This window comes from Plantactinospora sp. ZYX-F-223 (assembly GCF_039649625.1).
GTDB lineage: Bacteria > Actinomycetota > Actinomycetes > Mycobacteriales > Micromonosporaceae > Plantactinospora.
In genome coordinates this window covers 1-25573 of sequence record NZ_JBDJAV010000001.1, presented here as the reverse complement: position 1 = coordinate 25573, position 25573 = coordinate 1, and the positions used below count along the sequence as shown (strand labels likewise).

Below are 25573 nucleotides of genomic sequence, written 5' to 3'. Positions count from 1 at the left end.
CTCAACCTCCCAGCAGGTAGACGTTCTTGATCTTCTGCTCTCCGGCGAACGGGCCGGTACCCGGCTCGTGCAGTTCCACCCGCAGCTCACCGGCGGTCGGGTCCTCGGTCAACGACTGGGCGAAGTCCCGGGAGACGGCGGCGAGGTGCCGGCGCACCCCGTCCCGGCACGCCCCGGCGAGGGCGTCGCGGACCGGTCCGGCCAGCGGGCGGCGCAACTCCAGGTGCACCACCGGCCGGGTCTCCAGCCCCGCGTCCTCGGCCAGCGCCAGCCGGAACCGGCTGATCTCGGCCGCGTACGGGTTGCCCGCGTAGAGGCCGTACTCGACATCCTGCGGATAGAGGTTGGCGCCGAGGTAGGAGACCGTCGAGTCGCGCCGGCCGAAGAGCAGCAGCACCGGCAGGGTCATCCGCTCGCCGGCCACCGCCGCCCGGCACTCGGCCCGGCACTGCGGATCGTCCCGGACCAGGTCGAGGATCCTCCGGTACGGCAGCAGCACCGCCTCGTCGCCGACGTTGTAGCGCAGCCGTGGCTGGAGCACGTCCAGGCTGGTCACCGTGCAGAGCAGTTCGCGCCGCTCGTTGGTCTCCAGATAGGTGGCCAGCGGGTTGTACTGGAACACCATCGGCAGCCGCTGCTCCCGCGCGCCGAGCACCGCCGCCCGGAACCCGGAGTCGGTCCACATCCGGCGCCGCAGCCAGACCGTGAACGCGGTCTCCGCGCCGATCCCGATGGTCAGGTCCGAGGCGCCGTACGCGGACCGCACCCGGGCGAACCGCTCCTCCAGATAGCTCCGCAACGCCTCGGTCATCCCCTCGCCGCCGCAACTGGCGGAAATGCGGTAGCTCGACCAGGGGAAGCCGTCGGCGTCGAGCCGGTCCCGCAGGTGCTTCAGGAACGGCGGGTACGCGGTCACCAGGTAGTCGAAGTCCGGCCCGAACTCGTGGAGCGTATCGATGATCTTGCCGAGGTCGGGGCCGGTGTTCTTCACCACCGCGATCCGGGACATCGCGGCGCCGGTGGTGGTCCCGGTCGCCCAGGCGCCCATCGAGTAGGCGTTGATGACGAACGGCCGGCGCATCGGAAAGACCAGGCTGGTGTAGCCGGCGATGTCGTGGTGCACCGCGCGCAGTTCCCGCTCGCCGCGCGGCCAGTTGAACGGCCGGCCCGACGAGCCGGCCGACTCGTCCACCACCACGCCCCGGGCCGGCAGCCGGCCACCCCAGCAGCGCCGGGCGGCGTCGTGCGGCACGACGTAGTTCTCCTTGTCGGTCTCCGGAAACTCGTCGAGCCGGCGGCGGACCCGTGCCCCGTCCGGCCGGGCCCGCAGGAAGGCCCGGTACGCCGGGACGTCCAGCGCGGCGAGCGCGCAGACCGCCCGCGCGTTCGCCGCCGCGATCCGGTCGAAGACCGGGTGGTGCCGGCCGGCCAGCCACCGCCAGCCGACCGGGTGCCGGAGGGCGAGCCGGAACACGGCTGTCCGGAGCCGCCCGGCGAGCGACAGGCGTGCCCGGCGCCAGCGTTCGCGGAGGGTCAGACCTGGTGACGTGAGTGTGGACGGAGCGGGGTACCGACGCAACGTCTCGGTCATCACAGCAGTGTCGGCCGGCCCGGCCGCGCGTACCTGAGCATCCGTACCCAGTCCTGGCTGCCCGGTAGCGGTGGCGCCGTGGGCAGCGGGTGCTTGCCGTCGCCGGGTACAGCTTGCCAGACTCGGCGGGTGACCGGACTGCTGACCCGGTGGCGTACGGCGGCCGTGGCGGCCGGAGCGACCCGGGACGAGGCGACCACCACCGCCGCCGGTGCCGAATTGCTCCAGCGCTGGCGCGAGCCGCACCGGCGCTACCACGACGTGCGGCACCTGGCGGCCGTCCTCGCGGTGGTGGACGAGGCGGCCGGCCAGGCCGCCCGGCCCGACCTGGTCCGGCTGGCGGCCTGGTGCCACGACGCGGTCTACGACCCCCGGGCGGGCGGCGACGCCAACGAGCGGGCGAGCGCGGAACTCGCCGCCGGCCTGCTGACCGGGCTCGGCATACCGGCGGAGGCGGTGGCCGAGGTGGTCCGGCTGGTGCTGCTCACCGCCGGGCACCGGGCCGCGCCGGAGGACCGGGACGGCGCCCTGCTCTGCGACGCCGACCTGGCGATCCTGGCCTCCCCCGCCGCCGAGTACGACCGCTACGCCGCCGCGATCCGGGCCGAGTACGCGCACGTCCCCGACCCGTCGTTCCGGGCCGGCCGCGCGGCGGTGCTGCGAAACCTGCTCGCCCTTCCGGCGCTCTATCACACGCCGGAGCTGGCCCGCCGGGGTGAACGGCCGGCCCGGGACAACCTGCGCCGCGAGTTGGCCGGGCTCGGCGTCCCCGCCTGACCACCGTCCCCGGCACCCCGGCGCGGCGTACTGCCATTTCAGTAGCCGAGGTGTCAGCAGCCGCACGACGACGGGACGGTTCCCGGGGCCGACTCTGAGGGGCAACCGATCCCGATCCCGGAGGCCCCTGTCCCGTGGCTACCTTTCTCTACCGACTCGGCCGGCTGGCCTTCCGCCGTCGCTGGTACGTCCTGCTGGTCTGGATGGCGGTACTGGGCGGCGTCGGGCTCGCGTCCAGCACGGCGGCGGAACTGCCGGAGGACTCCGGGACGATGCCGGGGATCGAGGCGAGCGACGCGTTCGAGCTGATGCGGCAGCGCTTCCCCGGCAACGCCGAGCAGGCGAGCGCCCGGGTCGTCTTGGTCGCCCCGGTCGGGGAGCGGCTGGCCGACGCGGGCAACCGGGCGATCGTCGACCGGCTCGTCGCCGAGGCGTCCCGGGGCAGCCAGGTCGTCGCCGCCATCGACCCGTTCCGGGCCCGCGCGGTGAGCGCGGACGGATCCACCGGGTACGCGACCGTCACGTACTCGGTGCCGGCCGACGGCCTGACCGACGCCAGCCGGCAGCAGTTGCGGGAGGCGGTGGACCGGGCACGGGCGGCCGGGTTGACGGTGGAGGTCGGCGGGCCGGTGCTGGCCAGCGAGCCCGAGGTCGGCGGGGTGAGCGAGGTGGTGGGGATCGGGCTCGCCGCGCTGGTCCTGCTGGTCACGTTCGGCTCGCTGATGGCGGCGGGGCTGCCGCTGCTCACCGCCGTGCTCGGGGTGGGCGTCAGCCTGCTGGCGATCTTCGCCGTCGGCGCGTCCTTCGGGCTCTCCACCGCCAGCACCACCCTGGCCGCCATGCTCGGGCTCGCGGTCGGGATCGACTACGCCCTCTTCGTGGTCTCCCGCTATCGGGAGGAGCGCGCCGAGGGGCACCCGCCACCGGAGGCCGCCGGGCTGGCCGTCGGCACCGCCGGCTCGGCGGTGGTGGTCGCCGGGCTGACCGTGGTCATCGCGCTGGCCGGGCTCGCGGCGGTCGGCATTCCGACGGCGGCCAGGATGGGCCTGAGCGCCGCCGGAGCGGTGATCGTCGCGGTGCTGATCGCGGTGACCCTGGTCCCCGCGCTGCTGGCTTTCTGCCCGGACGCCGTACTCGCCCGGCGGGTCCGCCGGGGTCGGGCCACCGGTTCGGCGGGTCCGGCCGACAATCTCGGCACCCGGTGGGCGCGGTTCGTGCTGCGCCGGCCCGTGGCCGTACTGCTCGGCTCGGTCGCCGGCCTCGTACTGCTCGCCGTTCCGGCGCTGGACCTGCGGCTGGGCATGCCCGGCGACGAGAGCCGGTCGACCGCGACCACCGAACGCCGGGCGTACGACGCGCTGGCGGCCGGCTTCGGGCCGGGCGTCAACGGCCCGCTGGTCATCGTGGTGGACGCCCGGAACGCGGCCGATCCGCAGGCGGCGGCGCGGACCATCGGGGCGACGATCGCCGCGACCCCCGGCGTGGTGTCGGTCTCCCCGGCACAGTTCAACCCGGCCGGCGACACCGCGCTGTTCACCGCCGTTCCGTCCAGCTCACCGACCAGCGAGCAGACCGCGGACCTGCTCGGACGCATCCGCGCCGCGCGGCCGGGCACCGTGGCCGGCACCGGCGCGACGTTCCTGGTCACCGGCAGCACGGCGGTGGAGATCGACGTCGCGCGGAAGGTGCCGGGGGCGCTCGCCCCGTACCTGGCGATCGTGCTCGGCCTGGCCTTCCTGCTGCTGGTGGTGATCTTCCGCTCGCTGCTGGTACCGCTGAAGGCCGTCTGCGGGTTCCTGCTCTCGCTCCTCGCCGCGATCGGCGCGGTCGTCGCGGTCTTCCAGTGGGGCTGGGGTGCCGACCTGATCGGCCTCGAACAGACCGGGCCGATCATCAGCCTGATGCCGATCACGCTGGTGGGGATCGTCTTCGGCCTGGCCATGGACTACGAGGTGTTCCTGGTCTCGCGGATGCGGGAGGCGCACAGCCATGGGGAACCCGCCCGCCAGGCGGTGGTCACCGGCTTCCGGCACAGCGCCCGGGTGGTGGTGGCCGCCGCGCTGATCATGATCGCCGTCTTCGCCGGGTTCGTCGGCGCCGACCTGGCCATGATCAAGATGATCGGGTTCAGCCTGGCCGCCGCCGTACTCTTCGACGCCTTCGTCGTCCGGATGGCCCTGGTGCCCGCGCTGCTCGCGCTGCTCGGCGAGCGGGCCTGGGCGCTGCCGCGCTGGCTGGACCGGCTGCTGCCGCGCCTCGACCTGGAAGGCGGGGCCCTGCGCCGCCACCGGCACACCACCGACAGCACCCCGACCGTCGACCCGGTACCGGTGGCCGGCCGGCAGTCATCGCCGGGCTGAGCTGCGGCAACCCGGGTCGGCTCGCGGTGCGGGCATCATCGACCATGGAACTCCAGACCACGCCGGCCGGAGCCTGTCATGACGATCAGCCAGTACGCCAGGGAGCACCCCCGGCTCGTCGACGCCGCCCTGGTCGCCCTGATGGTCTGCGCGGCCGCCGGTCCCACCTCGCTGAACAGCGACCTCTCCGGCACCGACAACCTGAGCTGGCGCTCCGCCGTCCCGCTGGTCCTGGCCGGCGCGCTGGCGCTGCTCTGGCGGCGCAGCCACCCGCGTGCCGTGGTGCTGGTCACGGCGGTCTGTGCCAGCGCCGCCGGCGGGTTCGGCTATCTGGTCACGCCGTTGCTGCTCGCCCCGCTGATGGTCGCGCTGCACGAGCTGGCCGTGCGGGTCCCCGGCCGGACCCCCCGGCGCTACTACCTCGCGGCCACCGCCTCGGTGGTGGTGTCGGCACTCCTCGGCGACGACTACGGCTACTCCTGGCTGCTGACCGTCCTCAACCCGCTGCTCTTCCTGCTGCTGCCGGTCGCGCTGGCCGAGGCCACCCGGCTCCGGCACGCCTACCTGGCCGCCGTCACCGCCCGCGCGGAGTACGCCGAGCGGAGCCGCGAGGAGGAGGCCCGGCACCGGGTCGCCGAGGAGCGGGTACGCATCGCCCGCGAGCTGCACGACGTCGTCGCCCACCACCTGACCCTGGCCAACGCCCAGGCCGGCACGGCCGCCTACCTGGCGCGCGACCGGTCCGAGCAGGTACCCCGGATCCTCACCGAGCTGACCGGCACCACCTCCGCCGCGCTGCGCGAACTGAAGGCCACGGTCGGCCTGCTGCGGCAGCCCGACGACCCGAACTCCCCGCTGGATCCCGCTCCCGGGCTCGGGCGGCTCCCGGAACTCACCGCCGCGTTCGCCTCCGCCGGGCTCGACGTCGAGGTGACCGTCGAGGGCGAAGCGCGGCAACTCTCCCCGGGCGTCGACCTGACCGCGTACCGGATCGTGCAGGAGGCCCTCACCAACGTGACCAGACACGCCGCCACCAGCACCGCCTCGGTACGGCTGGCCTACGGCTCGGACCGGCTGACCATCACCGTCGACAACGACTCCGCACCCACCGGGTCCGCCGCCGGGCCGCCGGGCGAGGGCTTCGGCATCGTCGGCATGCGCGAGCGCGCCCACTCGGCGGGCGGCCGGTTCCGGGCCGGACCGCGCTCCGCCGGCGGGTTCACCGTCACCGCCGAACTGCCGATCCGGTCGTGACCGCCGTCGAGGACCGACCCGGGACCATCCGGGTCCTGCTCGCCGACGACCAGGCGCTGCTCCGGGCGACCTTCCGGTTGCTGATCGAGGCCAACCCCGACATGGCGGTGGTGGGCGAGGCCGCCGACGGCGCGGAGGCGGTGGCGCTGACCCGGGCCCATCACCCCACCCTCGTCCTGATGGACATCCGGATGCCCCGGGTCAACGGCCTCGACGCCACCGCCGCCATCTGCGCCGACCCGACCCTCACCGCCACCCGGGTGCTCGTGCTCACCACCTTCGAGACCGAGGAGTACGTCGCCCGGGCCCTGCGCGCGGGCGCCAGCGGCTTCCTCGGCAAGGACGTCTCCGCCGACGGGCTGCTCGACGGGATCCGCACGGTCGCGGCCGGCGAGGCGCTGCTGTCGGCCGCGGCGACCCGGGCCCTGATCAGCCGCTTCCTCAGCACCGCCGAGCCGGACCCGCCCGCCGGATCCGTCGCGCGGCTGGCGACGCTCACGCCCCGGGAGCGCGAGGTGCTGGTGCTGGCCGCCGAGGGCAGGTCGAACGCCGAGATCGCCGAGCGGCTCGTGGTCAGCCCGCTGACCGTGCGTACCCACATCCAGCGCGCCATGACCAAGCTGCACGCCCGGGACCGTACCCAACTCGTCGTCATCGCCTACCGGACCGGCCTGGTACGACGATGATCGATGCGATTGGCGGCCCGGACTATCCTGGGTGCACCTTCCGCGACGCCCGGTCGGGGTGCCGGTACGCCGAGCGAAGGTGCCGTACGCCGGGAGAAGGTGCGGGATGCGGGAGACCGGTCGGGGGGCGCTGCTCCGGTTCGTCGCCGAACTCAAACGGCTCCGGCAACTCGCCGGTGCGCCGTCGTTGAACAACCTGGTCGCGGTCGCCGCCCGGTTGGAAAAGCCGCTCGCCCGGACCACACTCAGCGACAAGCTGAACGCCAAGTCGCTGCCGGACTGGGAGTTCGTCCTCGCGTACGTGCACGCCTGTCTGGGCTACGCCGAGCAGGTCGGTGCCCGGGTCCCAGCGGAGCTGGCCGATCTGAGCCGGTGGGATGCCGCGCACTGGCGGCTGCTGCGAGCCGTGGACACCGCCCGGGTGGCCGACCGGCTCAGCGCCGCGGCGTACACCGAGATCGGCCGCCACGCCGCCCGCGTCGACCAGTCGGCGCGACCGGCTCCGCCCGGACCGGCGGCGCCCGGCCGGCCGGCGGGGCCGGTCGGGACGGAGCCTCCGACCACCGACCTGCCGGTGGTGCCCCGGCAGTTGCCGGCCGCGCTGCGGCACTTCGCGGGGCGGGCGGCGGAGGTCGCCGCTCTGACCGAGCTGCTCGCCGAGTCGGCCGGCCCGGCGGGTGCGGTGCTGATCTCGGCCATCGGCGGGACGGCCGGGATCGGCAAGACCGCCCTCGCGGTGTGCTGGGCGCACCAGGTGGCCGACCGGTTTCCCGACGGGCAGCTCTACGTCGATCTGCGCGGCTTCGACCCCACCGGGCCGGCGACCGGCCCGGAACAGGCGTTGCGCGACTTCCTGGAAGCCCTTGCCGTGCCGGCGGAGCGGATCCCGGTGGGGCTGGCCGCCCGGGCCGGGCTCTACCGCAGCCTGCTCGCCGGCAAGCGGGTGCTGGTGCTGCTGGACAACGCCCACGACGCCGACCAGGTACGCCCGCTGCTGCCCGGGTCGCCGGGCTGCCTGGTGGTGGTGACCAGTCGCAACCAGATGCCGGCACTCGTGGCCGAGATGGGCGCGTACCCGCTGGTCCTGGACCCGTTGCCCGGGCCGGAGGCGCGCGAGTTGCTCGGCCGGCGGCTCGGTCCGGATCGGGTCGCCCGGGAGCCGGAGGCGACCGATCGGATCGTCGCCGCCTCGGCCGGGCTGCCGCTGGCGCTGGCCATCGTCGCCGCCCGCGCGGCCACCCACCCGGACTTCCGGCTGGCCCGGCTCGCCGACGAACTGGGCGACACCCGGGCCAGCCTGGACGGGTTCGCCGGGGCCGAGACCGGCACCGACATCCGGACGGTCTTCTCCTGGTCCCTGCGGAACCTGGATCCGGCCAGCGCGCGCCTGTTCCGGCTGCTCGGCCTGCACCCCGGACCGGACCTGTCGGTGGTGGCGGCGGCGAGCCTCGCCGGCCTGGCCGTGCCGGAGGTCCGGCGGTCGCTGGCGACGCTGGCCCGGGCGAACCTGGTCACCGAGCACACCCCCGGCCGGTACGCCCTGCACGACCTGCTCCGGGCCTACGCCGCCGAGCAGGCCGGCACGGACGACTCCACCCCGGGTCGGCGCGCCGCGCTGGGCCGGCTCTTCGACCACTACCTGCACACCGCACACGCCGCGGACCTGCTGGTGCACCGCCATCGGGACGACATCAGCCTGCCACCGGCACAGCCCGGTGCGGTGCTGCCGGACCTGGCCGACGGCACCGAGGCGTGGACCTGGCTCACCGTCGAGCACCGGGTGCTGCTCGCCGCGGTCGCCCAGGCCGTCGCCACCGGCTTCGACGTGCACGCGTGGCAGCTCGCCTGGACCATGAACACCTACCTGGACCGGCTGGGAGCCTGGCAGGACCAGTCCGCCGCACAGCACCTGGCGCTGCTCGCCGCCACCCGGGTGGGCGACCGGAACGGCCAGGCCCGCGCCCACCGCAACCGGGCGATAGCGTGCCTGCGGCTGGGCGAGTTCGACGAGGCCCAGCACCACCTGAGGCAGTCCCTCGACCTCTACGGTGCGCTCGGCGACCGGGTCGGCAGCGCCCGTACCCAGCTCAATCTCGGCATCCTGGCCGAACGCCAGGGGTGTTACGCGCAGGCCCTGCACCACGCGCGGCGGGCCTTCGACCTGTTCGACGCCGTCGACCATGCGGCCGGCCGGGCCAACGCGCTCAACAACATCGGCTGGTACCACATCCAGCTCGGCGACCACCGGCGGGCGCTCGGCTACTGCCAGCAGGCCCTCGTCGAACAGCAGCGGGTCGGCAACCGGTACTGGCAGGCGCACACCTGGGACAGCCTCGGCACCGCGCACCACCACCTCGGGGACCACCGGCAGGCCGTCGACTGCTACGAGCACGCGCTCGCGCTCTGGCGGGAGGCCGGCGAGCGCTACCACGAGGCCACCACCCTGACCCACCTCGGCGACACCCAGCACGCCACCGGCGCCGCCGAACCGGCCCGGACAGCCTGGCGGCAAGCCCTCGACATCCTCGACCGGCTCGGCCACCCGGACGCCGAACAGCTCCGCCGCAGGCTGCGTACCGAGGTCGAAGCCCAGATCCGGGCGGACGCCGGGTGCGCTCCGGACGGGCCACCGCCCTGAGCACACCCGGTGCCGCCCACCAGCGCGAGGTCAGGGTCACCGCCAGGACATCAGGTCCCGGTACGCGGCCTGGGTGATCCGGATGGCGAGGTTGTTGACCGCGCCGGGCCCACCACCGTACGGGCCGGAGGTGTGGATCCCGAACACCGTCCACGGATCCGGGTCCGGGTCCGGCAGCGGAATCGGCTTCGGCCGGGTCGGGCACCATTCGTCCGGGTCGACGGTGTAGAGCGGGCTGCCGTCCTGCCCGGAGCTGGTGTCGTGCTGGTGGTACAGGATGCTGGCCGTCTCCGCGCGGATATGGTCCTGGCTGCGCCACTGGGTCGACCGCCGGTCGGCCGGATATCCCTGGCTGCGTGTGCAGGCACCGGTCACGGACTCGTTCGTCCAGCCGAGCGGGTACCAGCCGGTGGCGTTCCCGATCGCGCAGTCGAGCTGTACGGCACCGTAGTCCTGACCCGGATCGGAACTCCTGGTCCAGCCGCTGGCGGCGAAGGCGGCGCGCGCCCGGCACGACCCGTACGGCGCCCGGTCACCGTCGTAGCCCGGATAGGCCATCAGGTTGCTGCGCCACTGGCCGCCGGCGCCGGTGTGCACGCAATGTCCGGCGGTCGCCACCGTACGCTCACTGATCATGAAACCGGTGCACTGCCCACCGGTGAAGGTGAGCAGCACGGTCGCGCTGCCCGGGAAACTGGTGGTGTCGGTGACCGGGGTGCGCTCGTCGGGCTGGAAGACCCCGTTGACGTTGGCGCCGGCGGCCGTGGCACCGGTGTCCGCGGGCGACGCGGGCGTGGCCGCAGCCGGGTTGCTCCCGGCGACCACCGAGCCGGCAACGGCGACGGCGACGGCGACGGCCGTCCATCTTCTTCTCACCATGACTTCCCTTCGACCGGCGGGAGATCCCGCGCAGCGGATGTCGATGGGCGTCATCGTCGACCGGGCGGCCGCTGTCCGGCGGATTTCCGGACAGCGGCCAGGGTGAGGGAGGCGCGCGGGGCTCGGGTCGAGATCCTCGGGTCTCAGCGTGTTCCTCGGGTCTCAGCGTGGCCGGGCGAGCACGGGTCCGGAGGGCCGCCTGGCGCGTCGGGTGACGGCGCCCGCGACGATCAGTAGCCCGGGAACGGCGCCGAGGAACCAGATCGCGACCACCGGCCAATGGATCAGCGCAGCCACCGCCCCGCGGATCTGCGGGACGTACCCGACCGTGTATGACGCCTGCTCGTCCGAGCTGCGGCAGGTCAGCGAGTAGGTAGCGGGTCCGGGAACGTCGAAGACGGCGACCCAGGTGTAGGAGGCAGCGTCGCCGCCGTAGTCACCGGGCGGGATCGTGAGCAACTCCGCCGATCGAGCAGGCAGGCCGGCGCCGGCGACCCGGCAGGCCGGATCCCGCGGTGCGAAGCCCACCGCATAGATCCCGTACCGGCCTGCCGCCGGCAACGTCAGTTCTCCTGGCTCACCGGCTGATGCCGAGTACGGCCCCACTCCCCCGTAGCCGTTGACGTCGTACCGCACGGTGCTGCCCTCGGCACCCAGCCGTACGGTCATCGGCGCGAGCAGGATGCCCAGCACGGCGACGATCCCGCCGACGAGGTAGCCGTGCGGATCCGACAGCCGACGGCGCACGAGCTTGGGCCCGACCAGGTGGCCGACCGCCGCACCGCAGGTCGCCAACCCGGCGCCACTGACCAGCACACTCGACCATCCGGCCGTACCATTCAGCGGGATGACCCACCGGTAGACCGCGATGGACGCGCCCAGAAACACCGCAGCGACCAGCATGGCCACCGCCACGGCCGTGACAAGGGCGGCGGCGCTGCCACGCTGGCGGGCGTAGCGGGCCCACTTCGCCGCCGCCACGGCGCTGAGCACCGGTAATGCTCCCACGGTCCACCACAGCGCCGTCGAGACCGCCTGGTCCTCCTCCCACCGGTGGCTCCACTCGTGGAACACCAACGGGGCCGGCACGGTCACCATGATCCACACTGCCCACCCGACCGGGCCGGGAAAGGCCCGCCCTACCACCCGCCAGGTCGCCGTCTCCATGCATCGATCATCGAGCGCCGAACCTCGGTTCTCCAAGCCCGCGCCGTGCGGTCCCTGCACACCGTTGACGGCACCTGGCGGCGATGCGATGCCGTCGTGGCCTGGGACGCGTTGAAGGCGTCCGGGCCGACCAGTGGACGGCCGGCCCGGACGTCGGGAATCAGGCGAGGTCGAACCGGTCGAGGTTCATGACCTTGTCCCACGCGGCCACGAAGTCACGCACGAACTTCTCGCTCGCGTCGAAGGTCGCGTAGACCTCCGCGTTGGCGCGGAGCTGGGAGTGCGAACCGAAAACGAGGTCGACGGCGGTGGCGCTCCACTTGACCTCACCGGTGGCGCGGTCCCGGCCCTCGTACACGTTCTCCGCCGACTGGGCCGCCTTCCATTCCGTACGCACGTCGAGCAGATTCACGAAGAAGTCGTTCGTCAACGTGCCGGGCCGGTCGGTGAAGACCCCGTGCCGGGACTGCCCGGTGTTGGCGTTCAGCGCCCGCATCCCGCCGACCAGCACCGTCATCTCGGGGGCGCTCAGGTTCAACATGAACGCCCGATCCAGTAGCAGGGTCTCCGGCGACAGTTTCTCCCCGGCGCGCAGGTAGTTGCGGAACCCGTCGGCCCTCGGTTCGAGGACGGCGAAGGTCTCCACGTCGGTCTGCTCCTGCGACGCGTCGGTACGCCCCGGCGCGAACGGCACCGTGATGTCGTGCCCGGCGTTCCTGGCCGCCTGCTCGACGGCCGCGCACCCGGCCAGCACGATCAGGTCGGCGAGCGAGACCTTCCTGCCGCCGGACTGCGCGGCGTTGAAGTCCTGCTGGATCCGCTCCAGCGTCCCCAGCACGGTGGCCAACTCGGCCGGGTTGTTGACCTCCCAGTCCTTCTGCGGTGCGAGGCGGATCCGCGCCCCGTTGGCGCCGCCGCGCTTGTCGGTGGCGCGGAAGCTGGCCGCCGAGGCCCAGGCCGTGGCGACCAACTGGGCGACGGACAGACCGGAGTCGAGGATCCTGCCCTTGAGCGCGGCGATGTCCTGGTCCGTGACCAGCTCGTGGTCCACCTCGGGAACCGGGTCCTGCCACAGCTGCGGCTCCGGAACCCACGGGCCGAGGTAGCGCGAAACCGGCCCCATGTCGCGGTGCAGCAGCTTGAACCACGCCTTGGCGAACGCCTCTTCGAGCTGGTCCGGGTTCTGCCAGAAGCGCCGGGCGATCGGCTCGTAGATCGGGTCGATCTTCAGCGCCAGGTCCGACGTCAGCATCATCGGGGCGTGCCGCTTCGACGGGTCATGGGCGTCCGGCACGGTGCCGTCGGCCGAGGCGTCCTTCGGCTTCCACTGCTTCGCGCCGGCCGGGCTGGTCGTCAGCTCCCAGTCGTACCTGAACAGGTTGTCCAGGAAGCCGTTGTCCCACCTGATCGGGTTGTTGGTCCACGCGCCCTCCAACCCGCTGGTGAGCGTGTCGCCGCCCTTGCCGCTGCCGTAGGAGTTCTGCCAGCCGAGACCCTGCTGCTCGACCGGGGCGCCCTCCGGCTCCGGGCCGAGGTACTGCGGGTCGACCGCACCGTGCGCCTTGCCGACCGTGTGGCCGCCGACGATCAGCGCCACCGTCTCCTCGTCGTTCATCGCCATCCGGCCGAAGGTCTCCCGGATGTCCCGGGCCGACGCCAGCGCATCCGGGTGGCCAGCAGGTCCCTCCGGATTCACGTAGATCAGCCCCATCTGCACGGCGCCGAGCGGCTCCGCGAGTTCCCGGTCGCCGCTGTAGCGCTCGTCACCGAGCCAGGTGTCCTCCGGCCCCCAGAAGATCTCCTCGGGCTCCCAGATGTCCTCGCGCCCGAACCCGAACCCGAAGGTCTTGAACCCCATCGACTCGTACGCGCAGTTGCCGGCGAAGACCAACAGGTCCGCCCACGAGATCCGCCGGCCGTACTTCTGCTTGATCGGCCAGAGCAGCCGGCGCGCCTTGTCCAGGCTCGCGTTGTCCGGCCAGCTGTTGAGCGGCGCGAACCGCTGGGAACCGCTGCCGCCACCACCCCGGCCGTCGGCGATCCGGTACGTGCCCGCGGCGTGCCAGCTCATCCGGATGAAGAGCGGTCCGTAGTGGCCGTAGTCGGCCGGCCACCAGTCCTGCGACGTCGTCATCAGCTCGAAGATGTCCCGCTTGAGCGCGTCGACGTCGAGCTTCTTGAACTCTTCCGCATAGTTGAAGTCCTCGCCCATCGGGTTGGACCGGGGCGAGTGCTGATGCAGAACCGAGAGGTCCAGCTGATTCGGCCACCAGTCCCGGTTCGTCCTGGGCCGGGTCGCCTTGACAGCAGGTGCGGGAATTGCGGGATTTTCGCTTTCACTGATGCTCTCGGTCGCGGCCTTCTTGTCAGACACGTCTGTCCTTCCTGTCTCGCTCTGGTGACTGGTTGCTCTTGCCGTCGGTTGCTTCGGTCCACGGTCGTGCGGGCCCGTGGTGTCGAGCCCCGCGTCTCCGGCGACCAGCCGTCGGGCTCGGCGGAGATCGCCGCGACACCCGGGGCGCCTGCCCCGGTGGGTGGCCTCGACGTCGGCGCTCCGGTAACCCGGACGTCTCAGCGGACCAGCGGGTGTCAGGCAGGCGGTGGGGCCGACCACGCCATCGACGTCGGCTTTGGCCCCCGGGATGGACCGACGAGATGGTGGTGGTAGTGGTTCTTCCCGGTTCGCGCCACCGGGCCGATCGACCCGAAACGCCGCGCCAGACCCGTCCCCGCACAGCGTGCTGTCGAAGTCCGGCGTCGTTGGCACCCCGTGAAGTCTCGTCCTTTTATTGGAACCAATCAAGTATCGGGCGTGCGTCCTCGACCTCGTGTTCGCGAACCGTAGGGCCACGTAGTGCGTCTGACGCCTGCTTCGGAGTACCCGAGCGGGTAGCCGCCCCGACCCGTGCCGGCGTCCTCGGTGGCCGCCCGACGTCGGCCGACGCCAGACCCGGATACTATCGCCCGAAAGCACCCCCAGTGTCCCCATAGCCCGGTTCAACCGTCTACGGCGAGCCGGCGGTCAGTGGCGCGAGCGGGAACCCCACCGCCGTCGCCCGCCACCCCCGCGCCGACTCCAGCGCGGTCATCTCGGGCGAGCCCGCCCTGCGGCCGGCGTCGACGGGTGAGCCGGGCGCGGACCGCGATGAGGTCGCGGCGCGGGCGTTGAGCGCCGCCCGGGAGGCATTCGCGCTGCTCACCGGCGGCCTGGCCCACTACACCGCACGGCCCGGCGACGAGCCGGCGGCCCGACCACCGGCGATGAATACGCCCTGAAACAGCCCTCTGTAACACTCCCAGCGTCTGTCCATTGGATGGTGCTTGAAGGACAGCTACGTCACCTCGGACACCGCCGCCCCGATCGCTTCGACGGAGACGGTCGGCAACCTGGCCGAGCGGGGTGCTGCCCTCGACGGCCCGCCCGCTCATAGCCCGCCCGGACCCGTGGCACCAGCGTTCGGGCTGCTCGGTCCCTATAAAGCGCTCGGCGACGCCGAAGCGGCCCGGCGCGCGTGGCGGGACGCGCTCGACGTGCTGGAGCAGCTCCGCGAGCCCGACGCCGAGCGGGTACACGCCAAGCTCGGCCACCTCGACACCGGGCTCAGCCGGCGCGACTGAGCACGATCATCCGGCGTTGTCGCCGCGGCTCGTGGCGCGGCGCCGGTCCCAGGTGTGGTTGACGTGCCGGACGACAGCGAGGGCCAGCGCCGCCAGGGCGGCGACGGTGGCAACGACGCCGACGACGACGGCCGCTTCGATCCCGACACCGAACGAATCGCCGATCAGGCCGGCCAGCGCCCCGATCAGGACGGCGACGATGACGCTGACCAGCAGCGGAATGCTCGACAGGTACTGGGTGGCCGGGATCCGGGTGCGGCTGGCACCGTACGTCCGCATGATCCCGGCGACGTCCTCGCCGTGGCCGGTGACGAAATAGCGCTCCAGCTCGGGCGCCAGATCGAGGTAGCCCCGGCGCAGCCGGTTCATCCCGATGACCAGCTCCACGTCCTCGCTGTTGAGCTGCACCAGGCGGACGACGGTGGCCACGCCGATGACGACCAGCAACGGGACGAGCAGTAACGCGAAGAAGCGGAAGCCGACGCCGAAGTCGGTGCTGTCCGCCACCAGGGCGAGCGCCACCACCGTCGCCGACACCACCGTCACGAACCAGCTCGCCCGACTGAAGCTCTCACTCCACGCCAGGTTTCGGGTGGCCAACAGGCTCCAGTGCTCGGTGGAGAGGATCTGCGCTCGTACGGCGACAGGGGCGACTGGGTGAGCCGGGAGGCGGCCTGGCTCGACCGACCCGATGGGCGGCTCGACTGCGGGGGGATCGGCCATCTCGCCCTCCTGTTCTGCCGCCTCGACCCGACGGCATCGCCTGATCACACCAGTGAACCCTCTTCGATCTGTTCAGCACAGAGCCTTCGCTGCTGGTGTCCGCCTCGGCGGGCGGACACCAGCAGCGCGGGTACCGTCAGGCCGTCAGCCGCAGCACGTGGTGTGGGCGACGGTGTACGTGGCGAGGTCGAGGCTGAGGGCGTATGCGCCCGCGCCGACGGCCAGTCCCGCCAGGACCGCCCGGCGCAGGCCGACCGCCCGGGCCGGCGTGAGCTCGACGTCGCCGGCCGGGTGCCCGGCGTCGACGCCGGCCGCCTCGGTCAGGTCGGACGGAGCGTGGTGATCCTGTTCCTTCATCGTTCCTCCAGGGTGGTGTGTGGTGCCGGACTGGCAATCGCGAGCCGCACGTTCTGTGCGGCGGTGGGGCCGGGTTCCAGGTGGAGCACTGACGGCACGCGTTCCGGCGCGGCGATCCGCAGGAGCCGGTAACCCGTGCCGGCGAGTCCGTTGACGAGGCCGGGTGTCTCGACGCCGGGGTCGGCTCCCCACGGTTCCCGGAGCGGGGAGTCGTCCCATGCCCGGATGATGTCCGCAGCCCGGCGACAGCGTGGTGCGGGCACCGCGGCGGCGTACCGGTGCAACGCCCACGCGATGCCGGCCGGACCGCGCGCGAAACCGGTGGTGGTGATCGCGGCGCGGCGCGGCTCGTGCGGTTCGTCGGCCAGGCCGGCGAGCAGTCGTGCACAGTCGGCCGCGAGCGCGGCGGCGGGCGCGTGGTCCAGCTCGGCGTGTACGGCCATCATCGCGGCCAGGCATCCCGCGTGGCCGTCGGCGACGCCCGGTGGTCCGTCCGCGGCGGCCGCGGTGCCGGCGAGCTGGACCGACTCGTACGCCCACTCACGGACCTCGCTGTCGCCGGTCAGGTTGGCGATCCGGGCGAGCGCGTATCCGATGCCACCGAACCCGTCGTACCCGCCGCAGCCGACCGAGCCGATCAGGTCCGCCCGGCCGGATACCGCCGAGAGCAGTTGGGGAATGCCGCGTACGGCGAGCTGCGCGATCTCGGCGTACCGGGCGTCGCCGCCGAGACTGGCCAACTGGGTCAGGAAGAGGGCGACCCCGGTGTAACCGTATGACAGGGCGGCGCCCATCGGCATCAGTGCCACGTTGTCGCCGGCGGGTTCGAGACCGAGCCAGTTCGCCCGGGTGCCGTCGGTCGCCGCCCGGTCGCAGAGGTCGTCGGCGATCGCCCGCGCAGCGGCCAGCGGATCGCCGGGTCGGGCCGCTACCCGACCTTCCACGTCTTCGGAACTCCCCGGCGCCGCGCGGTGCCGGCGATCGCCCGGCCTGCGCCGGGTGGCCAGCGCCGCCCGGACGATCCATTCCTGGGTACGCCGGTCAGCCGCATCCATCGCGCGCACCTTGCCGGCGGCGCACCGCCGGCCACCGGCGTCGAGGACCCCGTCGATCCGCGTCCCGGTGGAGGCGGTCAAGCCGGTCGAGTCCGGGTGGCCGAGGAAGATCGGCACGTCGCCGTGCCACAGGTCGGCGATCTCGTGCGGCACGGAGCGGGCCTGCGGCAACGCGTCGCCAGCGGCGGTCGACAGCAGGTCGAACAGCCCGTCCCGGGCGGTCGAATCGCGCAGCAGGTCCGGGTGCGTCGACTCGTCCAACAGCCGCCGGTACACGTGTGTGGGACGCAGCACCACCCTGGTCGCCGGGGTGGCGAGGTGCGCGACCGCAGTGAGGAACGACCTCCGGTACCGGGCGATCGCGTCGTAGCCGGTCCGGAAGCCCTCGACCAGATCGTCCTCGTGGTCGGCGGGTTCCAGCTCGCGGTCGTCCACGATCGGCCGGTTGGAGCCGCCGTCGAAGAGCCGGGGTCGCCGCACCAGCCGCATCTGGTCGGTCGCCGGTGCCAGCCAGTCGATCCCGTCGGTTGGATGGCGATGTCCACGGTCGCCGCCGAGGGCCGAGACGTCCAGTGCCCCGTGGTCACCGAGCAGGAAGCTGGGAAGGACGCCGGTACGGTGCACCGACGAGTCGAGCAGCCGCGCCGCCGGGTCGCGCGCCACGTCGACGCGCAGCACGTCGGGGTGGAAGATGGTCTCCAGATCGATGACCACGGGTTGGTCGCCGCAGGCGATGAGGTTTCCGTAGTGCACGTCGGATGCGTGTACCGCGTACAGCAGCGCCAGCAGCGCGCCCTGCCGCCGATAGAACCGCCGGGCTCCGCCGACATCCGCGCACGGCGCCCGGTGGACGTGTTCCTGCCAGCCGTAGTCCCCCCGTTCCAGCGACCGTACGGCCCGTAGCTCCAGCGTCGGCACCCGCTCGTTCAGCCACCGCAGCAGCGCCGCGAAACCGTCGCAGGCCGCCAGCGAGCGCGGCTTGTACACCACCCGCTGGCCACCGGCGAACTCGAGTACCGACACCGACCGGCCACGTCGGTGCCGGTCACCGAGCTGGCTGTGCACCGCGACCGGATCACCCGGGTCGGCACCGCCGAGGAACTGGTCGGCGATCGCGTGCCGGTCCGCCGCGAACCGCGCCAGAGTTTCCGCGTACGCCTCGGCGGCGAACCGGGACGCCTGTAGGAGCAGCCGCGCGAGCACCGGATACCGTTCGAGAAGGGCGGTGACCTCGCCCCGCCGGGAGACCGACCGGATGAAATCCGCGAACCGCTGCTGGCCGTCGGCACCGATGAGCGTGCCCGCTACCCGCCGCTGATGCAGTTCCAGGGTGAGCGTCCGCGCGGCCAGGTCCACCAGGTCCGCCTGCAACCGTGCGGCGAACGACCGGGTGGACGGGTGGGCGGGCACCTGGCCGGTCGCCCACTCCACCAACGGTCGCACCACCTCGGCGTAGCCCTCCCGCCAACAGGAGAACCGCGGCGGCACCGGCCGACCGGGGACGGCTCCGGCGAGCGCCTGTTCGGCGTCGACCGCCCAGCGGGGTGGCGGAGCGGTGCCTGGCGGCGTGCTGCCGGGCGCCGTGGCGCCTGGCGGCATGGTACGGCGTTCGCGGATGGTCAGCCCGCGTCGCCACCACCCCGCCGAGAATCCGGAAGCAGCCAGCATGGCCGCAGCCTAGAAACTCGCGGCTTCTCTTCAGCTTCACCAGCCTGCGGCCCCAGTTGGTAGCCAGCCGGCGTTTGAGGCCTGCTGATCGGGTGAGGTGGACGCGAGACGGTTCAGCCGCTCCCGTCGGTGTCATCGGCGGTCCTGCCGCGCGGGTTGCCCGGCGTCGTCCGCCGAGATGATCGGGATGACATCGTGCCGTCTGGCGTCTCGGGCGTGCGGTGGTGCTCGCCCCCGGGCGATCGATCTACCATGTATGGCCGGCAGCCGTGCCATTCGCTGACCTCGCGGTGCTGCTACCGCAGCTGGCCGGGTGTCGTCATCGAACGGATCAAGCCTGGCGTTGATGGCCCGCGCGCACGCTCGTCGAGCAGATTCCCGGGCCAGCGGCGGCCCGTGGGGTTAGCTCCGACCAGATGCACCCGCAATGAACGTCGGCAGCGGTTTGCCTCGACGGCGCCCGGTTCGTCGATGGCTTTCAATCCTCGGTGATGTCGGCTCTGCGGTCCGCCGCGTTTCGGGTGTTACGCCGTCGCCCGGACGATGCCTGAGCAGCCCTGATTCTTTACTCGGATGTCGCCGATCCATCGTTTGAATGACGCGTCGGTGTCGGCCGGCAGGAGTTGGTTGGCAAGTCGTCGCAATCGTTTTGAACAGGAGCTATTCTTCGTGCCTCCCTCTCGTCGTACCTTCCTCGCTGGCGGCGTCGGCGTGGGCCTTGCCGTCGCCGGTGGCTTGCCGTCCCTGGCCCAGGCCCACCCGAGCCGGCCCCGCCCGCCAGTCGGGGCCGGCCACGTACCCTTCCCGCCCCTCGTCGACGACCCCGACGGCATCCTGGCCCTGCCCGAGGGCTTCAGCTACGCCGTGGTTACCCGGACCGGTGTCACCCGACTCAACGGCGGCCAAGGACTGACCCCGGCCGACCACGACGGCATGGCCGTCTACGACGCCGGCCGCGGCCGGTACACCTTGATCCAGAACCACGAGATCGACCCGGGCGCCGAGTTCGGGGTACCACACGTCGCGGGCACCGTCTACGATCCCGGTGCCGTCGACGCCGGCGGCTGCACCGTGATCAGGACTGACCGCTCGGGCCGCAACCTCGGCGAGTTCGTCGCCCTCTCCGGCACCGTCGCCAACTGTGCGGGCGGACCTACCCCATGGGGGACGTGGCTGACCTGCGAGGAGACTGAGGACCGCGCCGGGGACGACTGGGCGGAGGACGGCCGATCCGGCGTCTTCCAGAAGGATCACGGCTACGTCTTCGAGGTCTGGGCCGACGGCCACGCAGACCCGACGCCGATCAAGTGCCTGGGCCGCTACGCCCACGAGGCCCTGGCAATCGACAAGGACCGCACCAAAATCTACCTCTCCGAGGACGCCGACGAACCCAACGGCCTCTTCTACCGCTGGACCGCGCCCCGCGGCATCAAGCTGGGTCCTGGCGTGCTCACTCGCCTCGCTCCGGACGCCGGCGTCCTCGCCGCGATGCAGATCATCATGGACGACGGCTCAGTGTTGCCGGACGTCGCCTACCTGACCTCCGCCCAGCTCGGCCGCCCTTTCCCCGTGCGGTGGATCGAGGTGCCTGAGCGCGACGCGCAGACCACGCCCGTACGCGAGCAGTTCGCCGACGGCCAGGTCACCCGCGGACGCAAGTTCGAGGGCGTGTGGGGCACCGACGAGGGTGTCTACGTGGTCAACTCCTACGCGTGGGACGACGGCGACCTCCCGGCGGACGCCGCTCCGCACGACGGCATGGTCTGGTTCTACGACTACCGGGCCCAGACCATCCAGTTGGTGACGTACTTCCCGCACCAGACCGCGTCGGAGGAGGGCACGCCGGTCAAGTACAACGACCTCACCTTCGATGGCCCGGACAATGTGACCGTCACCCCGTGGGGAAGCCTCGTGCTCGCCGAGGACGGCTCGGGCGCCTCCCACGTGCTCAGCGCGATCCCGGGCGGCCCGACCTACGCCATCGCCCGCAACCAACTCAACGACTCCGAGTTCTGCGGGCCGACCTTCACCGCCGACGGCAAGGTGCTCTTCGTCAACATGCAGGACCCCGGCCTCACCCTCGCCATCACCGGCCCGTGGGATAAGTACCTGGGCTAACGGGGCCAGACCGACCGGTGGGGTCAGGCGATCCGCCTGGCCCCACCGCATCTGCCACATGGGTCCAAAGCTAGTCAAGTGGAATCCAGGCGTGCCGCACCGGCCAGGGCACGGAGCCTGACGCCTCCGGCTGGGCGGCGCAGGGCCGGCGCGGTCCGGGCAGGCACATCCTGATCCGTCCCCGGCGGCCGTAGTCTCACCGGTATGCATGTGAAGCACACGCACACCCTCGCCGTACCCGGTGCCGACCTGGTCTACGACGTCCGCGGCCCGCTACCACCGTCCGGCGGGCGCCCCGCGCTGCTCATGATTGGTCAGCCGATGACGGCGGACGGCTTCGACGCGCTCGCCGCGCGCTTCACGGATCGCACCGTCGTCACCTACGACCCGCGTGGCCTGGGCCGCAGCATCCGTCGGGACGGCCGGTCCGATCACACCCCGCAGCAGCAGGCGGCCGACCTGCACCTGCTGATCGAGGCGCTCGGCGCCGGCCCGGTCGACGTGTTCGCCAGCAGCGGCGGCGCGGTGACCGCGCTCGAACTCGTGGCGACCTACCCCGGCGACGTCGTCACGCTGGTCGCGCACGAGCCGCCGATCAACGCCGTACTCCCCGACGCCGTGGCGGCCGAGCGCGCCCGTGCCGGCTTCCACGAGGCGTACCAGGCGAGGGGTACCGGCGCGGGCATGGCCGCGTTCATCGCGATGACGTCCTGGCAGGGCGAGTTCACCGACGACTACTTTGCCCGGCCCGCACCCGAGCCGGCCATGTTCGGCCTGTCGACCGACGACGATGGCAGCCGCGACGACCCGCTGCTGTCGAAGAGTTCGTGGGCGATCACCGATTACCGCCCCGACGCGGGCGTGCTCACCTCGACACCGACCCGGATCGTGATCGCGGTCGGCGAGGAGTCGGCGGGCACCTACACCGCGCGCACGGCCGTGGGCACCGCGGCATTGCTCGGTCAAGAGGCCGTGGTGTTCCCGAGTCACCACGGCGGCTTCCTCGGTGACCAGTTCGGCTACGCGGGCAAGCCCGAGGAGTTCGCGGCGCGGCTACGCGAGGTGCTGGACGCCGGCTGACCGGCGTGCCATCTGGACGGCAGTGCTTGCCCGCGGTGGCCGGTGTCGCTGACTCCCGGGTACCGTCGTAGCCGACCGCCAAGCCTGCCAGGTGTGGGGTCGAGATCGAGGCCGAGTCGAGGTCGAGTCCCGGCGAACATGCACCGATCCCGGACCGACCGGGCATCGACGCAGACGCCCTCGACGCCAGCGTGCTCCGGCTCGGGGCTGCTCTACCAACCGCCCCGATCACGCACAACGATGCGATCACCGCTTCGCTGGCCGAGTACCGCCAGGCCGAACCGGTCACCAACGCGAGCTGGTCACGATCAACGAACAGCTCGCTGAGGAGGCCATCGTCGACCGGCGCCGCACCGACTACGAGGACAACAGGATCGGGTCGCCAGCAATGCCGCCGCGCTCTCCGGGATGAACCATGCCGGCCTGTGCCCAACGGGGAGTCCCAGCGGGGCAGGTTTCTCCGCCGTGTTGTCACGCCGTCCCGGAACCGCCGAGCACTCGTCGAGCGCCTATCCGTCCACCATGGACGGAATCATCAAGGCGCCCGAGCACCCATGGCGCACCCACGGGCAGGGGGCGTGCGCCGCAGCGGGTACGGCCCCGGGGCCAGGCAGGGTCGGCCCGGCCCCGGGTGTGGCTGGTCAGTTGCGTAAGCTCCATTGCTGGTTCGCGCCGCCATTGCACGACCAAAGGATGATCTTTGTCCCGTTGCCGGAGGCGGCACCATTGGCATCGACACACAGTCCGGATTGGACGTTCGTGATGGTGCCATCAGCGTTGACGTTCCATTGTTGGTTGAGTCCGCCATGGCAGTCCCAAATGACGACCGTGGTGCCGTTGGTCGTGCCCGCACCGTACGCGTCCAAGCACTTGTTGCCGTACACGGTCAGCTGCTTGCTTGCGGTGTGGGTCCACCGCTGATTCGTACTGCCGGAGCAGTCCCACAGTTGCACCTGAGCGCCGTTGGCGGTCGTGGCGCCAGGCACCTCGATACAGCGGCCTGACTGGCCGCCCACGATCTGTGCGTTCTGCTGACCGCCGCCGCTTTGTTGTCTGACGATTGATTTGGACTCAGCCGATCGATTACCTTGAGCATCAAGGACGTAGAGCCGGTAATCACCCGGCGACGTCGGAACCGCTATGGATGTGGCGGTGCCGCCCGCGCTGGTCATCGTCGGGCCGACGGCAAAGGCGGTCGTACCGGCGGGAGCCAACCAGATCGTCCTGGTCGCGTCGCCAGCACTTCGGATCGGAACCGACGACGTCCCGCTGGTGACGTACGTGCTGGCCGGCAGGACGTAGTCCGGCACGGAGAGATTGCTTGGCGGGATGATGTCCCGGAATGAATTTTCGAGTCCGGAGTTCACGGCGATGCCATAGGCCGGTGCCGGCCAGACATAGTCGGAGGCGACGATGATGTCATGGATCGTACTGTTGGGCAGGTTCTTCTCGGAGACCTTGTTGATCGGGCCGTATATTTGCGTGATGCTGAGATCGTGTTTACGACCGAAGTCGTCGGAGTTGATGAGCCAGGTGACATTCTTGTCAACACTCAGAACGTTGTCACGGAAGGTGATGTACGCCGATCCCTCGTCCGGGTGGAGTCCATACTTGTGGCCGGCCGGAACGCCTTGAAGGTAGTTGTTGTTGATAGTGGTTCCCGGCTGGCTGCCGAGCGTATAGATGGGAGCCGTATCACTGAGGCGCTGCACCGTGTCGATGATGTGGTTGTAGCTGACGTTATTGTTTCTTGCCGTCGTGGTCGGTCGGTTGGGTACGATCGAGCCCGCTGATCCGTCGAAGTTCCACCACCCCCAACCGAGCGTCACGCCCGACCACGGAGTTTTCTCGATCTGGTTGTGCTGCACGATGAGGGTGTCGACGAAGTACGCCGAGATGGGGCTGTGCCCGTTGAACAAGACCGCGCTGTCGTAGAGGTAGTTGTTCTTGATCTCGATGTTCTTGGGCAGTCCCTCGACCTGGGGGGAATACTTCTCGCGATTGGTCGACGTGTGGTCTCCGATGTAGACGTGCTGGGGATGACCCACGGTGATAGCGGAGCCAGCGATGTCATTGGTGTAGTTCCCGATCAACTGGGTGCTCTGCACGTCGTTGACCATGTTGATCCCGTCGGCGCCAGCGTGCTGGACCCGGTTGCGCTGCAGGACGATGCCGTCGGCATTCTGAATGTGGATGCTGCCGGGGGTAACGTCAACGTTGCGATAGTAGTAGACGTGGAAGTTTCCCCTCGCGTACGCCTGCGCACCCAGATTGCCCTGTTGCGCTTGCTTGAACGCAGAGCCAGCGACGTTGAACAGGTTCCAGTCGGAGTGCTCCACGGAGAGACCGGAGAACGTGATGTTACGGGCGTGGCTGCTCGTCGAGGTGCCGGCGATCCGCAGCACGGTAGACACGTTGTTCGGTGCGAATACCGTCGCGGTCGACATGTTCTCGGTGCTGGACTTGTAGTAGTACAACGTCCGGCTGGTCTTGTCGAAGTAGAACTCGCCCGGCGCGTCCAGGAACTCGTAGGCGTTCATGACCTTGTGGGTGCCGCCGACTTGGGCGTTGCCGTTGTACGCACCCTGGGCGATGGCCGCACCTGGTTGCTGAAACAGCGCGACACGGTTCGCACCATCACTACTTGTGGTGACCTGGCGGACTCCTACGATCGCCGTGGTCCAGGTCGTCCCCGTTTCGATCTCGATATCTTCCTGATTGCGGGCAACGGCGGGAAAATCGGCCATGTTGTATTTGGCACCCTCGCACTGCGACCCTGATTCCCAGGCCCACGCGGCTTGCCCGGCCGTAATGGTGTAGGTTCCGTAGCATCCCGCCGAGTTAACCGTCTTCGAGGCCATATAGGCACGCTTGTCGTTGACGTAGAGCGCACGCAGCTTGTTGGCACGGTCGAGCGGCGCCTTCCAGATGTTACCGCTGTGCTGAGTCCACCCGGTCACGCGAACTCCGCCATCGAGGACCGGCGTTTCGCTGGGATAGGCAGCATATATCACCCGGTAGCCGTTGGTACCGGAGTCGCCCGGCCCGAACTCGATTGTGCTGCTTACCGGATAATTTCCGCCACGAAGGTACACATGGATGTCGCCCGTCATATTCGCATTTACCGTGCGAACGACGTCCCGTGCGCGTTGCAGGGTTCTAAATGGTGATGTGATCGTTCCCGGATTGGTGTCGTTGCCGTCCGGGGCGACATAGTAGGTTTCCTGGACCGCGGCCGAAGCCGCCTTTTGATTCATGACTACAGCCGGCAACGCGGCGGAGACGAGCACCGCGACTGCCAACAACGATGCTCTAGCAGTAGAACGGGCTGAATTCACTTACTTTCCTTTCACTTGCCGCTGACAAGATGTGTTCGCCGGGCAGATCATCCCCACCACTCGACAGCCGAACCACGGTTCGGATGGAGGCGGGCTCGGCCTGCGCCGAGCCCGCCGTTCCAGATCCACCCCATCCTGATCGCGAACCGTGCGAACGCTCACGAGATCCGGCGTACCGCGAAGGACAGGAACACCCCGAACTGGACCTGCGTCACGCGCCGCTAGCGCTGTAGTGTCAGCAGGCCAGGCCGGTAGGGCAGCAGG

General features: G+C 71.1%; 16 protein-coding genes. 8 read left to right on the top strand and 8 right to left on the bottom strand.

Annotated elements, in window-relative coordinates:
• Window position 1 precedes the first annotated feature (1 nt).
• Window positions 2–1591 carry a phenylacetate--CoA ligase family protein gene (locus AAH979_RS00080; protein WP_346256097.1) on the bottom strand — a complete coding sequence of 530 codons (1590 nt, stop codon included), beginning with the start codon at window positions 1589–1591 and terminating at the stop codon, window positions 2–4.
• A gap of 129 nt (window positions 1592–1720) precedes the next feature.
• Here AAH979_RS00080 and AAH979_RS00075 point away from each other — a divergent pair, with 129 nt between their 5' ends.
• From AAH979_RS00075 to AAH979_RS00055, 5 genes are all read left to right on the top strand, one after another.
• Entirely contained in the window at window positions 1721–2368 is a 648-nt protein-coding gene (locus AAH979_RS00075; protein WP_346256096.1) for a metal-dependent phosphohydrolase, read from the top strand.
• Window positions 2369–2502: 134 nt separating this feature from the next.
• Window positions 2503–4728 carry an MMPL family transporter gene (locus AAH979_RS00070; protein ID WP_346256095.1) on the top strand — a complete coding sequence of 742 codons (2226 nt, stop codon included), beginning with the start codon at window positions 2503–2505 and terminating at the stop codon, window positions 4726–4728.
• A gap of 78 nt (window positions 4729–4806) precedes the next feature.
• Window positions 4807–5982: a sensor histidine kinase gene (locus AAH979_RS00065; protein WP_346256094.1), complete on the top strand. Its 1176-nt coding sequence runs from the start codon at window positions 4807–4809 to the stop codon at window positions 5980–5982.
• Window positions 5979–6668, top strand: a complete 690-nt coding sequence (locus tag AAH979_RS00060) for a response regulator transcription factor (protein WP_346256093.1) — start codon at window positions 5979–5981, stop codon at window positions 6666–6668. The genes AAH979_RS00065 and AAH979_RS00060 overlap by 4 nt, the downstream gene beginning before the upstream one ends.
• A 106-nt stretch (window positions 6669–6774) precedes the next feature.
• Entirely contained in the window at window positions 6775–9306 is a 2532-nt protein-coding gene (locus tag AAH979_RS00055) for a tetratricopeptide repeat protein (RefSeq protein WP_346256092.1), read from the top strand.
• A gap of 36 nt (window positions 9307–9342) precedes the next feature.
• On the opposite strand, the gene AAH979_RS00050 is transcribed toward AAH979_RS00055, so the two are convergent.
• The 3 genes from AAH979_RS00050 to katG form a co-directional block, all read right to left on the bottom strand.
• Window positions 9343–10182, bottom strand: a complete 840-nt coding sequence (locus AAH979_RS00050) for a trypsin-like serine protease (protein ID WP_346256091.1) — start codon at window positions 10180–10182, stop codon at window positions 9343–9345.
• Between the two features lie 165 nt (window positions 10183–10347).
• Complete coding sequence (locus AAH979_RS00045) at window positions 10348–11352, bottom strand: hypothetical protein (protein WP_346256090.1); 1005 nt, start codon at window positions 11350–11352, stop codon at window positions 10348–10350.
• Window positions 11353–11512: 160 nt separating this feature from the next.
• Window positions 11513–13726 (bottom strand): catalase/peroxidase HPI, encoded by a 2214-nt coding sequence (gene katG, locus AAH979_RS00040; protein WP_346256089.1) that lies wholly within the window; start codon window positions 13724–13726, stop codon window positions 11513–11515.
• Between the two features lie 947 nt (window positions 13727–14673).
• Between katG and AAH979_RS00035 the strand changes: the two genes are divergently transcribed.
• Window positions 14674–14970 (top strand): hypothetical protein, encoded by a 297-nt coding sequence (locus AAH979_RS00035; protein WP_346256088.1) that lies wholly within the window; start codon window positions 14674–14676, stop codon window positions 14968–14970.
• 6 nt (window positions 14971–14976) lie between these two features.
• Here the strand turns inward: AAH979_RS00035 and AAH979_RS00030 are convergent, their stop codons facing one another.
• From AAH979_RS00030 to AAH979_RS00020, 3 genes are all read right to left on the bottom strand, one after another.
• Window positions 14977–15570 carry a hypothetical protein gene (locus AAH979_RS00030; RefSeq protein ID WP_346256087.1) on the bottom strand — a complete coding sequence of 198 codons (594 nt, stop codon included), beginning with the start codon at window positions 15568–15570 and terminating at the stop codon, window positions 14977–14979.
• A gap of 267 nt (window positions 15571–15837) precedes the next feature.
• Entirely contained in the window at window positions 15838–16050 is a 213-nt protein-coding gene (locus AAH979_RS00025) for a hypothetical protein (RefSeq protein WP_346256086.1), read from the bottom strand.
• Window positions 16047–18773, bottom strand: coding sequence for a type 2 lanthipeptide synthetase LanM family protein (locus AAH979_RS00020; protein ID WP_346256085.1), 2727 nt, complete (start codon window positions 18771–18773; stop codon window positions 16047–16049). Before AAH979_RS00020 ends, AAH979_RS00025 begins: the two co-directional genes overlap by 4 nt.
• Window positions 18774–19442: 669 nt before the next feature.
• Here AAH979_RS00020 and AAH979_RS00015 point away from each other — a divergent pair.
• Window positions 19443–20891: an alkaline phosphatase PhoX gene (locus AAH979_RS00015; protein WP_346256084.1), complete on the top strand. Its 1449-nt coding sequence runs from the start codon at window positions 19443–19445 to the stop codon at window positions 20889–20891.
• A 204-nt stretch (window positions 20892–21095) separates the two neighbouring features.
• Window positions 21096–21971 (top strand): alpha/beta hydrolase, encoded by an 876-nt coding sequence (locus tag AAH979_RS00010; RefSeq protein ID WP_346256083.1) that lies wholly within the window; start codon window positions 21096–21098, stop codon window positions 21969–21971.
• Window positions 21972–22612: 641 nt separating this feature from the next.
• On the opposite strand, the gene AAH979_RS00005 is transcribed toward AAH979_RS00010, so the two are convergent.
• Window positions 22613–25273: an RICIN domain-containing protein gene (locus tag AAH979_RS00005; RefSeq protein WP_346256082.1), complete on the bottom strand. Its 2661-nt coding sequence runs from the start codon at window positions 25271–25273 to the stop codon at window positions 22613–22615.
• Window positions 25274–25573: the final 300 nt, after the last annotated feature.